Consider the following 11,048-nt stretch of genomic DNA (forward strand, 5'->3'; position numbering starts at 1 on the left):
CCCGGGGGAAAAGGAAAGGGGATCCCGAAAGTGCTCTGGTCCGGACCGCCGGACGGCTCAGGACAGATACTGGGGCAGGGCGATGTCCTCCACGACTTGGGCGGGAATCGTGAATTCTGTTATGCCCATATACATGGGGGCGACGGTACCCTCGTCAAAGACCAGGACCAGCCGCCCCTCCCCATCGATGTAGAAGGAGGTGTCCGGGTCCAGGGCAGTGAAGTTCAGGTCCCCCACGTCCTCGTCATGGAGCCAGTAGTGGATTTGGTCATCGGAGGCCATCTGTTCCGCCATCTGGCGCTGGACCTCTTCGGTGAGGACGGAGAGGCAGTCGCTGTCCGGGCGGAAGAGATCGGACAGGGTGAGGAGCTCCCCTGTAGCCTTGTCCACGGCGTAGATCTTGACCGACTCATTCCCGCTGGCCATCACCAGGGTCTGGTCGAAGCGCAGGGCAAAAACGGTCTCATTGTCGGTGGCCACGGTGTAGGTCAGGTCCAGGTCATAGTGGCCCAGCTCCCCCTGAAGGGCGGCTTCATGCTGATACTGTTGGATGATGGTGTCGGTGTACGCCTGGATGGCGGCGCTCAGCGCGTCCCCGCCCCCCTCCACCGAGGGAATGTCGATGTGGGCGGAGGTGTTGCCCCGGTCTTCCTCATAGGTGCGGAAGGTGAACACACGGGTGATGGCCCCCAGGACGGGCACCTGCTCCATAGCGTGGGCGATGCCGGGGCCGGAATTGGCCAGCAGCACGACGGCCAGCATGGCCGCGGCGGCGGACAGGCCGGTACGCCGCAGGAACCGGTCCAGCCGGAGGACCCGGGGCGGCTTCTCCCCGGCCGGCCTGGCCTGCCGGATGGCGGCGCGGACCCGCTCCTCCAGCTCCGGGGGGACGGGGATGGCGTCATATTCCTGTTTCAGATGATCGAGACGGTCTTGATTCACGGATAGGGCCTCCTTCAGAGAGCTCAAGCTTCAGTTTCTTCAGGCTGCGGTACAAAATGGTCTTAACAGTGTTTACGTTCTCTCCGGTGACCTGGGCGATCTCCTGGAGCTTCAGCTCCTGAAAAAAACGCAGGACTATCACCGTCCGCTCCCGCTCGTCCAGCAGGTCCAGCGCCTGCATCAGATCCGTGTCCTGATAGACATCCTCCTGACCGGTCTCGGGGATGTGTTCCGCGTCAGCCTGACGGGACCGGGCGCGGAGCACGTCCATGGCCGTATTGACCACGATGCGGCACAGCCAGCCCCGGATGGCAGCGGGCGAACGCACGTCGGCGGAGCGGGAGATGGCTTTGAAGGCGCTTTCCTGGACCACATCCATGGCATCATCCGGATTTTTAACATAGGTATAGGCCAAGCGATACAGAGATTCGTAGGACGCCAAAAGCTGGGATTCCACCTGCTGCTGCATCGAGGAAGGGCTCATGGTGCCTCCTTTCCTCTCCCATCCTAATAGACGGCTGGATGGAAGAAAAAGTTTCATGAGAGAAAAATATTGAAGGAAGGCGGGGGGGCGGTCAGCCCAGCACCTGCCTGAGATTCGCCAGGGCCAGCGCCGCCTGCTCCTCCCAATGCTCTGGGGCATCCACCTTGGACTCGACGCTCACCCCGCCGGCATATCCGATCTGCCGAAGGACCCCGGCGTACTCAGGCAGCGTGGGCTCCAGGGATAGGTCAGTGGGGTAGCGGCGGCCTTCCAGCTGGGAGATGTGGGTGTGGACCAACAGCTCTCTCCCTCCATCCAGCAGGACAGAGGGGGAGTCCCCCTCGAACCGCAGGTGGTAGTAGTCGCACAGGACCCGGACATTGGGGTGGTCCACCGTGCGGGCCATCCGTACCCCGTCGGAGAAGTGGTTGAGCATGTTGGTCTCGCCCCGGTTGTTGTGCTCGATGGAAATGACCACCTGATATGGGGCGGCCTCCTCCCCCGCAAGGGACAGAAATTCGGCGATCTGGCCAAAGGCCGCCTCCCGGGAGTAGTGCTCGGGACAGCTGCGGGACCAGGGACTGCCGAAGACCGTATAGGGAGCACCCAGCCAAGCTGCCCGCTCCAGGGCCCGCCGGAGGTAGTCGGTCAGCTCCGCTCTGGAGGTGACGTCGGGGCCGGTGATCTGAAAGCGGGCGGGCATAAAGTCGTTGCAGGCGCGGCAGGGGAGGTCCAGCTCCTCCAGCACCGTCCGGGCATCCCGGAACTCCTGCTCGCTGAGCTGGGCCAGCTCGTTCAGGGGCAGCTCAATGTAGTCGTAGCCCAGCCGCTTCAGGCGTCCGGCGTATTCCAAACCGATCCGGTCCAGTGTTTTGGGGAGCAGATTGACACAGCAGCCGTAGAGCATAGGGGGGCCTCCTTTGAGTTCTTTTGTTCATCCTAGCATGGGGAAAAGGGCGTGTCAAGCATACGGCGGAGGGTATATCCCGGCCCGTTCCGCGGATACTAATCAAAAAATGGATGGAGGAGAGGGATATGGCGGTGGAGCGGGACATCACCTGGAACATCAGGCATTTCCAAGGGGCTTTGCGGTGCGACCGGAATTTCGATGTGGTCTACCGGGTGTTTCGGATCTGCGGGCGGGAGGCCTGCATGTTTTTTGTAGACGGCTTTGCCAAGGACGAGATCATGGAGAAGCTGCTGGAATTTTTCTATGGGATACAGGACGAGGACCTGCTCCGGGATGCCCATACTTTCTCAAAGTCGTGTGTCCCCTACTGCGAGGTGGCCATCAGCGGGGAGGAGGACACCATCGTGGGGCAGATCTTGTCTGGGGTATGGGCGGTGTTCGTGGATGGAATGGACCAGTGCGTGCTGATCGACCAGCGCACCTATCCCCAGCGGACCACCTCGGAGCCGGACCAGGACAAGTCCTTTCGGGGGAGCCGGGACGGCTTTGTGGAGACTATGGTCTTCAACGCGGCGCTGATCCGCCGCCGCATCCGCTCGCCCCGGCTGTGCGTGGAGCACCTGGAGGTGGGGGAGACCTCCAGGACCGACGTGGCGGTGTGTTATTTTGAGGGCCGGGCGGACCCGGAGCTGGTCAACACGGTGCGGGAGCGCATCGCCCAGGCCAGGGTGGACGCTTTGACCATGAATCAGGAGAGCCTGGCGGAGCTGCTGGTCCGGAAGCGGTGGTACAATCCCTTCCCCAAGTTCAAGTTCACGGAACGGCCGGACGCGGCGGCGGCCCAGATCCTGGAAGGGGATGTGGTGGTGCTGGTGGACAATTCCCCCGCCGCCATCATCCTGCCTACCACCCTCTTCGACGTGATGGAGGAGGCGAATGACTACTACTTCCCGCCCATCACCGGCTCCTACCTGCGGCTGGTCCGGTTTTTTACCACCTTTCTCACTACCTTCCTTACCCCGGTGTGGCTCCTGCTGATCCAGGAGCCGGAACGGGTCCCCGGGTGGCTGGAGTTCATTCTGATGGAGGAGCCGGCGCAGGTGCCCCCTCTCCTCCAGCTGCTGATCCTGGAGCTGGCCATCGACGGGCTGAAGCTGGCCGCCCTCAATACGCCCAACATCCTGACCACCTCCTTCTCCATGATCGGAGCCATCATCCTGGGGGACTTCGCGGTCCAGTCCGGCTGGTTTTCCGCCGAAGTGATGCTGTATATGGCGGTGGTGGCCATCGCCAACTATAACCAGCCCAATCTGGAACTGGGCTATGCGCTGAAGTTCATGCGCCTGATCCTGCTGGTGGCTACCGGACTTCTGGGCCTGTGGGGTTTTGTGGGAGGTGCGGCGTTGCTGTTTTTGGTGCTGGTGTCCAACCGGACCATCTCAGGGCAGTGCTACCTCTATCCTCTGGTCCCCTTCAACGGCGGGGAATTGAAGAAAAAGCTGCTGCGGATAGGGGGCGGCCCTCCCGAAAGAAAGGGCGCCTGACAGCCGGGAGGAGCCGCGCGCCTCCCGGCTGAAAGAGAAAGCGGGACCGGTCGTGCCCCTGTGTCACAGGGGCACGACCGGTCCTTTTGTCCGGATGGGAGCGGGCCTGGCTCGGCTCAGGACATCAGCAGGTCGAGGGTGCAGCGGTTTGCGATGCTCTTGCGCAGGGCGGCGCGCAGGGGGAGCACGGCGGAGGGGGCGACGCTGAGCTCGTCGATGCCGATGGCCAGGAAGATGGGCAGCAGATTCGGGTCGGCCCCCAACTCCCCGCAGATCCCGATCCAGATGCCCGCCTCGTGGGCGGCGTCGGCGGCCATTTTCAGAGCCCGGAGCACTGCGGGGTGGTGAGGATCGAAAAACTTGCCCAGGTCGCTGCGATGTCGGTCACAGGCCAGCGTGTACTGAGTCAGGTCGTTGGTGCCCACGGAAAAGAAGTCCACCAGCCGGGCCAGCTCAGGCGCCATGAACACGGCGGCGGGAGTCTCGATCATGATGCCGATCTCGGTGTCCGGGTTGAAGGGGATCCCTTCGGCGGTGAGCTCATCCATCACCCGCTGGCAGGCCCGGCGGCACTCCTTCACCTCCCACACGCTGGCGATCATGGGGAACATGATGGCGATCTTACCGCAGGCGCTGGCCCGGTACAGCGCCCGCAGCTGGGTGTGGAACACCTCGGGATGGTTGAGGCAGATGCGGATGGCCCGCAGGCCCAGGGCTGGGTTCTCCTCCCTGTTCAGATGGAAACGGCCCGCCTGCTTATCCGCCCCGATGTCCAAGGTGCGCACGATGACCCGCTTGCCCTTCATGGCCAAGGCCACTCGCTTGTAGGCCTGGAACTGGTCCTCCTCGGAGGGGCAGCCGCCGGCGGCCAGATAGAGGAACTCCGAGCGAAACAGGCCGATGCCCTGGCCGTCATTGGCCAGCACCGCATCCACGTCCTCCAGAGAGCCGATGTTGCAGCAGAGCTTGATCTTCCGGCCATCCAGAGTCACATCCTCTCTGCCCGCCATGCTGCGCATCAGCGCCCGGCGCTGGGCCTGCTGCGCCTGGCGGGCCTTCAGGCTCTGGAGGGTCTCCTGGTCCGGGTCGAAGATCACCTGGCCGGTCTCCCCCACGATGTAGGCCTGTTTGCCGTGGTAGCTCTCATTAAAGCTGGCTCCCAGGCCGCAGACCGCGGGGATGCCCATAGTGCGGGCCAGGATGGCGGTGTGGCTGTTCCCGGAGCCGCCCTGGGTGGCGATGGCCAGGATCTTGCTCTTGTCCAGCTGGATGGTCTCGGAGGGGGCCAGGTCAGCGGCGGCCAGGATCACCGGCACCTGGGAGTCGATGCCCCCCTCCACCACGCCCATCAGGTTGTTCAAAATGCGCCCGGTGACGTCCTTGACGTCGCCGGCGCGGGCCTGCATATAGGGGTCGTCCATGGCCGCCAGCATGGCGGAAAACTGCTCCCCGGCCTGGTCCACGGCGTACTCGGCGCAGTACCCCTCGGCCAGCAGCTCCTCCATGGCACCGGTATAGTCCTCGTCCTCTAAAAACATGGCGTGGGTCTCAAACAGCTGGGCGGCACTGTCCCCCGCCTGCGCCCGGGCCAGTTCGGCCATCTGTCCCAGCTGCTGGGCCGCCTGCTCCATGGCCCGGTCCAGCCGCTCCCCCTGGAACCGGGGGTCGTCGGCTTTGTCGGGCTGAATGAGCGTCTGGCTGCGGCGGCAAAAATAGATGGGGCCGTGCTCTACACCTTTGGAAACCCCTTGCCCCTGCAAAATCTTCATGTCGTTCCCTCTTTTCAAAAAGCCCCGTGTCAAACGGACCGTGGGCACGGGGCTCGCTTATAGATTCTCCTTAAAAAGCTGTTCCATGGCGGAGATGGCGCTGTCCTCGTCCGGCCCCTCGGCGGTGACGGTGACGGTGTCGCCTCCCTTGACCCCCAGGCCCATCAGCTTCATCAGCTGGGTGCTCTTGACGGTCTTGTCACCCTTGGTGACGGAGATCTCGGTACCGGAGAAGGCCTTGGCTGTCTTGACCAGCAGGCCGGCGGGACGGGCGTGGATGCCTACAGGATCGACGATGGTATAGGTAAAAGATTTCATGACAGAGACTCCTTTTTATGATTCAGACCCTTGACCGGCAAAGCGGATCCATAGGGGCGCAGCGCCCGGCTCCAGCTGGAACGGCGGTTGGCGCAGATGGAAAGCTGCACTCGTCCCCCTCCAGGGAGACCTGCTCCTTGACATATATCTCCTCATAGACGCGCTGCTGACAGTGATACACATTGAGCACGTCAGATCCGCTTTCGGGGTGATTCTGCCGGATGGACCAGAGCCTTCCCGCTGCGGTGGCGTCGGTCACAAATATGAGCCGCAGCATGCTGTTCTGACACTCTTCTGCAGGACATTACGTTTTCAGGAACTCCCTTTCGATGTGTGAGATGGCACCATCCGCGGTCTCTTTGCCCAGCAGCACGCAGTAGATCGGGAGAGCCAGCCGATCCAGCAGTTCCGGGCAGCATATCGTGATATAGTCCAATGTCTCCAGCGGAGCAAGGCCGAAGAAGTCATAGGGGATGATGGTGGTGATCGTAATGTCAAAGCGGCCGTCAGCTGTCAGATAGATCCGCGGTGTGTAGAGGATGTGCGGGCTGTACAGCATATATCCGCTGCCGCGGCAGGATGGAAAGACCCGGGCATTGATAAAATTCAGAAGGCGGAGAAGAGCGTCGATATGTCTGCTTTTCCGGCATAGTTCTGCACCCAGGGAGGAGTAGTAGCACCTTGCCTCCATTGTGTCCTCGTAGAACCAGATACAGGACTCGATGCGGTGATCCGGGGCATACACCGCGTTGAATCCCATGGTGATCTGCATCTGACCGCTGTCAAAGCCTGCGCTGTGCCTAACACGGGAAGATCTGAGGCGGCCAGTCAGGACCCGGATAGCTTCCTGTCTTTTCAAACCAGTGTACCTCCTTGCACCAAAGGCCTTACTGTTCACTCTGTTTCGGCGGCGGGCAGATCATGGCGGCGTCTATGGCAAGCCGCTTCATCGCCTCCACCGCGGCCTTTTTCTTTCTGCTGGCGGCCGACCCGTCTTTCCGTTCCAGCAGATAGTCCACCAGTGCCTTCACCAGCTCCGCGTCTGATATCGCCGCTGCCTCCGGGGCACCGCCGCGGTCATCGGGGCGCTCCGCGTGGAGTACGCGGAAGAGCTGGCCTCCTGGTGTGACGCGGCCTTCGAAGGAGGGGGTTTTGACCAGGATGGCAGTCAGCGCCCGCAGGCCGCGGCCCGGGGTGGTCAGCATCTGGGTGGAGGAGAGCCTGATCTTGATGTGGTTTTTTCCCATTTCCAGCAGACTGATATGTTTGGGGTTGTTCATGTAGATGGATCTTTCATTATAGGAATTGATCCCGTTCTCCAGAGTGCGCCGGTCCTCAGCGGAAAATTCCGGACCCGGGAGAGCCAGGCTCAAAGTCAGGTCATAATGGTACGCAAAGCGGGTGGAAAGTGTCTCGCCGTTCATTATCCAGCTGCCCCCTCGTTCAAAAAATTTTGGGTCTTAAATGCTTTGACCATATGATAGCACAGCCAGTCGAGAAAATCAACTGTTAGCTTAAAACAGTTATTTACAAAGTTACGGCGTTTTGGTATAATAAAATTGGAACAAGGCAGTTTAAATGAAGGAGGTCATATAGCCATGAACCGAAAAGAGTGGGATCAAACCATGCCAAGCATCCTGGCTGGCCTGGCGCCCGGGAAATACAGCCTTCGGGAGATCATGCTGGACAGCTTCTCCAGATATCCCCAGGCCCATGAGGGGGTGTTTCTCTATGAGGATGTGGCTGGAGGGCGCTGCCAGAGCATGTCGTTCAGCGGGAAAAACATAGATGGAGCTTGTGTGTATGAGGTCCGGTAACAAACAGAGACCGACTTGTGAAAACAAGTCGGTCTCTGTTTTGGTGGAGATAAGCGGGATCGAACCGCTGACCTCTTGAATGCCATTCAAGCGCTCTCCCAGCTGAGCTATACCCCCACGACACAATATCAAGTTTTAAATGGTGGACGATACAGGACTTGAACCTGTGACCTCCCGCACGTCAAGCGGATGCTCTACCAGCTGAGCTAATCGTCCGAACAGCATGGACTATTATATATGCCGCTGGGTGGAATGTCAAGTGTTTTTTCTCGATTTCCGGAGAAAAATATGAAAAAGGGAAATGCGAAAATTTCCAAATTTTTCGTGAAAAAAGCAAAAAGATGTGTTACACTGAAAGCATAGATCTTGATACCTGTGAGGAGGATTTCTATGTTAAAGCTTGATCTGTCTCAGCTGGCCGGATTTCTGCCCCAGGGCTACGCGGTCTCCCGTCAGACCGGCCTGAAGAAAGCGGCCGACATGCTGGCCGCCGGCAACGGCCCCGGGGGGGATTTCACCGGCTGGGTGGCCCTGCCGGAGCAGTACGACCGGGAGGAGTTCGCCCGCATCCAGGCGGCGGCGGAGCGCATCAAAAAGCAGTCCCAGGTCCTGGTGGTGGTGGGCATCGGCGGCTCCTACCTGGGTGCCCGGGCGGTCATCGAGCTGCTGTCCTCCCCCAACTATAACCTGAAGGTGAAGGACACCCCCGACATCTACTTTGCGGGCAACGGACTGTCCACCGACGCGCTGCTGGAGCTGATCGCCCTCATCGGAGACCGGGACTTCTCGGTGAACGTGATCTCTAAATCAGGGACCACTACCGAGCCTGCGGTGGCTTTCCGGATCTTCAAGGGGATGCTGGAGCAGAAGTACGGCAAGGAGGGAGCCAGAGAGCGGATCTACGCCACCACCGACCGGGCCAGAGGGGCACTGAAGGGCCTGGCGGACCAGGAGGGGTACGAGACCTTCGTAGTGCCTGACGCCGTGGGCGGCCGCTACTCCGTGCTCACCGCAGTAGGGCTGCTGCCCATCGCCGCGGCGGGGATCGATATCGCCGCCCTGATGGAGGGCGCGGCCCGGGCCATGAAGGAGCTGTCCATCCCAGGAATGGACAACCCTGCCTGGCAGTATGCCGCCGCCCGGCACGCCCTGTATGAGAGCGGCAAGTCGGTGGAGCTGCTGGCCTGCTATGAGCCCAGCTTCCGCTTCTTCGCGGAGTGGTGGAAGCAGCTCTACGGCGAGAGCGAGGGCAAGGAGGGCAAGGGCCTGTTTCCGGCCAGCGTGGAGTTCACCGCTGACCTGCACTCCATGGGCCAGTACATCCAGCAGGGCCAGCGCCTGATGTTCGAGACTGTGGTCCGCTTCGAGCCCAAGGGCACCTTCCTTATCCCGGACGACCCGGAGAATGTGGACGGGCTGAACTTCCTGTCCGGCAAGCCCCTGTCCTTTGTGGCGGAGCAGGCCCTGCGGGGGACCATCCTGGCCCATGTGGACGGCGGCGTGCCCAACATCCTGATCCGGATGCCCCAGATCAGCGAGAGCTCGGTGGGTTACCTGATCTATTTCTTCGAGTATGTGTGCGGCCTGTCCGGCTACCTGCTGGGGGTCAATCCCTTTGACCAGCCCGGCGTGGAGGCCTATAAGAAGAACATGTTCGCTCTGCTGGGCAAGCCAGGCTATGAGGAGATGAAGCAGAAGCTGGAGTCCCGGCTTTGAGCCCTCCCTGGACAGATCCCAAAAAATTCACAAAGAATCCGGTTGAAAAAAACGGTTCGATATGGTAAAGTGATAGCAAGGAAGGGACCAGCTTCCCACGTTTAACATCGTAAGGAGTGAGTAACATGATTAGAGTAATCATGGGTAAGAAGGGCTCCGGCAAGACCAAGCAGATGATCGACATGATCAACAACGCCGTCCAGACCGAGCACGGCAATGTCGTCTGCATCGAGCGGGGCTCCAAGCTGACTTATGACATCCACTATCAGATCCGTCTGGTGGAGGCCAGCAGCTACGATATCGACAGCTATGCCACCCTGAAGGGCTTTGTCAGCGGTCTGTACGCTGGCAATTATGACATCACCCATATCTTCATCGACAGCCTGTGCAAGATCGTTCCCGGCCCCTGCGACAACGAGACCGAGAAGTTTCTGGATTGGCTGAACGCCTTTGGCGAGAAACATGGCATCAAGTTCACCATCACCATCAGTGACGACGCCTCCCTGGCCCCCGAGGGAATCAAGAAGTATTTCTAAAGACCTCCCCCCGTCTGAATGAGATAAAAAGAAGCCCGGGCACTCCTGTTTTGGATGTGCCCGGGCTTTTTGCGCCTGCCGAGAGGCGGGAGCGCCCCCCTTCTGCCGGCGCGGTCCCTTATTTCGGGACCAGGGAGAAAACTCCGACAGGAAGAGATGTCCAATAGGGTTGACAGGGGAAGGAAAAGGGAGTATTCTATGACTGAAATTAGAACATATGTTCTATATAAAAGGGAGTAAAAAAGCATCCGAAGACAGGCGGCCTTGCGGTCCCGGACCGGCAGGGCCGCCGTTCCGCCCGTAAAGGGGGCCGCTGGACCGAAAGGAGTGTGGGGGACGGCTTGCTCATATCATTTGACATCCATTTCCGGCCGCTTCGGGCTGGTGGAAGCAGAAAACCCTAAAAGGCTTGAAAATAAGCACTTTTAGGGTCAAAAAAAGAGCAGGATCGATGGGAGGTGAGGGTCAAATAGAATCACAGAGAGGCGGCGGACGGCATGTTTTTTGTCCTGAGGATAAAAAACATGGCCGCAAAGCGAACTTTGCGGCCATGTGGTGGAGGAGGGTGGATTCGAACCACCGAAGCGAAACGCAACAGATTTACAGTCTGCCCCCTTTGGCCACTCGGGAACTCCTCCATATGAAATTGTGGAGCTGGTGGACGGATTCGAACCCCCGACCTGCTGATTACAAATCAGCTGCTCTACCGGCTGAGCTACACCAGCACTTGTCAAGACGGCTGTCCAACAGCAAGGGATACTATAACAGACGTCTCGGCTTTTGTCAAGTATTATTTTGAGAGGAGAGAGAAAAAATTTACCAAACAGAGGAGAAGATCCAAATAGTCCGGCGGAGCCGGGGGCCGTACCCGCCGCTGCGGGACATCCAGCAGGCGCGGCCTGTGCTGGTATGCCCGAGGTGCGGCGGGGAGCAGTACCGCTGTGACCAGCTGGGCTGGGCGGACGGGGGGCTGCTGTGCGCCGCCTGCGCCGCCAAGAGGGGAGAGGAGGAG

12 protein-coding genes and 4 tRNA genes are annotated in these 11,048 nt (G+C 60.2%); 4 read left to right on the forward strand and 12 right to left on the reverse strand.

The genetic code is table 11. The features are described 5' to 3' along the window. Positions 1 to 57: 57 nt before the first annotated feature. The 3 genes from BN1969_RS04290 to BN1969_RS04300 form a co-directional block, all read right to left on the reverse strand. Entirely contained in the window at positions 58 to 942 is an 885-nt protein-coding gene (locus tag BN1969_RS04290; RefSeq protein ID WP_050623177.1) for an RsiV family protein, read from the reverse strand. Then, complete coding sequence (locus BN1969_RS04295; protein ID WP_050623178.1) at positions 902 to 1,426, reverse strand: RNA polymerase sigma factor; 525 nt, start codon at positions 1,424 to 1,426, stop codon at positions 902 to 904. Before BN1969_RS04295 ends, BN1969_RS04290 begins: the two co-directional genes overlap by 41 nt. A 91-nt stretch (positions 1,427 to 1,517) precedes the next feature. Next, positions 1,518 to 2,333: a sugar phosphate isomerase/epimerase family protein gene (locus BN1969_RS04300; RefSeq protein ID WP_050623179.1), complete on the reverse strand. Its 816-nt coding sequence runs from the start codon at positions 2,331 to 2,333 to the stop codon at positions 1,518 to 1,520. A 128-nt stretch (positions 2,334 to 2,461) separates the two neighbouring features. Here BN1969_RS04300 and BN1969_RS04305 point away from each other — a divergent pair, with 128 nt between their 5' ends. After that, entirely contained in the window at positions 2,462 to 3,880 is a 1,419-nt protein-coding gene (locus tag BN1969_RS04305) for a spore germination protein (protein ID WP_050623180.1), read from the forward strand. 116 nt (positions 3,881 to 3,996) lie between these two features. Here the strand turns inward: BN1969_RS04305 and ptsP are convergent, their stop codons facing one another. Genes ptsP through BN1969_RS04325 form a run of 5 tightly spaced genes read right to left on the reverse strand, consistent with a single transcriptional unit; the run spans position 3,997 to position 7,391 of the window. After that, on the reverse strand, positions 3,997 to 5,649 hold the full coding sequence (gene ptsP / locus BN1969_RS04310) for a phosphoenolpyruvate--protein phosphotransferase (RefSeq protein ID WP_050623181.1): 1,653 nt from the start codon (positions 5,647 to 5,649) through the stop codon (positions 3,997 to 3,999). 57 nt (positions 5,650 to 5,706) lie between these two features. Next, entirely contained in the window at positions 5,707 to 5,967 is a 261-nt protein-coding gene (locus tag BN1969_RS04315) for an HPr family phosphocarrier protein (protein ID WP_050623182.1), read from the reverse strand. Between the two features lie 22 nt (positions 5,968 to 5,989). After that, the gene (locus BN1969_RS17820; protein ID WP_108980311.1) at positions 5,990 to 6,244 is read right to left on the reverse strand and encodes a hypothetical protein; all 255 of its coding nucleotides are present in this window, start codon (positions 6,242 to 6,244) and stop codon (positions 5,990 to 5,992) included. Positions 6,245 to 6,271: 27 nt separating this feature from the next. Then, positions 6,272 to 6,826, reverse strand: coding sequence for a hypothetical protein (locus tag BN1969_RS04320; RefSeq protein ID WP_050623183.1), 555 nt, complete (start codon positions 6,824 to 6,826; stop codon positions 6,272 to 6,274). A gap of 28 nt (positions 6,827 to 6,854) precedes the next feature. Next, a complete protein-coding gene (locus BN1969_RS04325; protein ID WP_050623184.1) occupies positions 6,855 to 7,391 on the reverse strand; it encodes a hypothetical protein in 537 nt (178 codons plus the stop codon). Positions 7,392 to 7,565: 174 nt separating this feature from the next. Here BN1969_RS04325 and BN1969_RS04330 point away from each other — a divergent pair, with 174 nt between their 5' ends. Then, on the forward strand, positions 7,566 to 7,784 hold the full coding sequence (locus tag BN1969_RS04330; protein WP_050623185.1) for a hypothetical protein: 219 nt from the start codon (positions 7,566 to 7,568) through the stop codon (positions 7,782 to 7,784). A gap of 41 nt (positions 7,785 to 7,825) precedes the next feature. On the opposite strand, the gene BN1969_RS04335 is transcribed toward BN1969_RS04330, so the two are convergent. Together BN1969_RS04335 and BN1969_RS04340 are read right to left on the reverse strand one after the other, a co-directional pair. Further along, positions 7,826 to 7,901 (reverse strand) — tRNA-Ala (locus BN1969_RS04335). Positions 7,902 to 7,924: 23 nt separating this feature from the next. Next, a tRNA-Val gene (locus BN1969_RS04340) sits at positions 7,925 to 8,000 on the reverse strand. A 174-nt stretch (positions 8,001 to 8,174) separates the two neighbouring features. On the opposite strand from BN1969_RS04340, the gene BN1969_RS04345 reads away from it, so the two are divergent. After that, a complete protein-coding gene (locus tag BN1969_RS04345; protein ID WP_050623186.1) occupies positions 8,175 to 9,500 on the forward strand; it encodes a glucose-6-phosphate isomerase in 1,326 nt (441 codons plus the stop codon). 125 nt (positions 9,501 to 9,625) lie between these two features. Further along, the gene (locus BN1969_RS04350; protein ID WP_050623187.1) at positions 9,626 to 10,036 is read left to right on the forward strand and encodes a DEAD/DEAH box helicase family protein; all 411 of its coding nucleotides are present in this window, start codon (positions 9,626 to 9,628) and stop codon (positions 10,034 to 10,036) included. Positions 10,037 to 10,589: 553 nt separating this feature from the next. Here BN1969_RS04350 and BN1969_RS04355 read toward each other — a convergent pair. Continuing rightward, positions 10,590 to 10,674 (reverse strand) — tRNA-Tyr (locus tag BN1969_RS04355). 11 nt (positions 10,675 to 10,685) lie between these two features. After that, positions 10,686 to 10,761, reverse strand: a tRNA-Thr gene (locus tag BN1969_RS04360). Between the last annotated feature and the right edge of the window lie 287 nt (positions 10,762 to 11,048).

The organism is Clostridium phoceensis (assembly GCF_001244495.1).
Lineage (GTDB): Bacteria > Bacillota > Clostridia > Oscillospirales > Oscillospiraceae > Lawsonibacter > Lawsonibacter asaccharolyticus.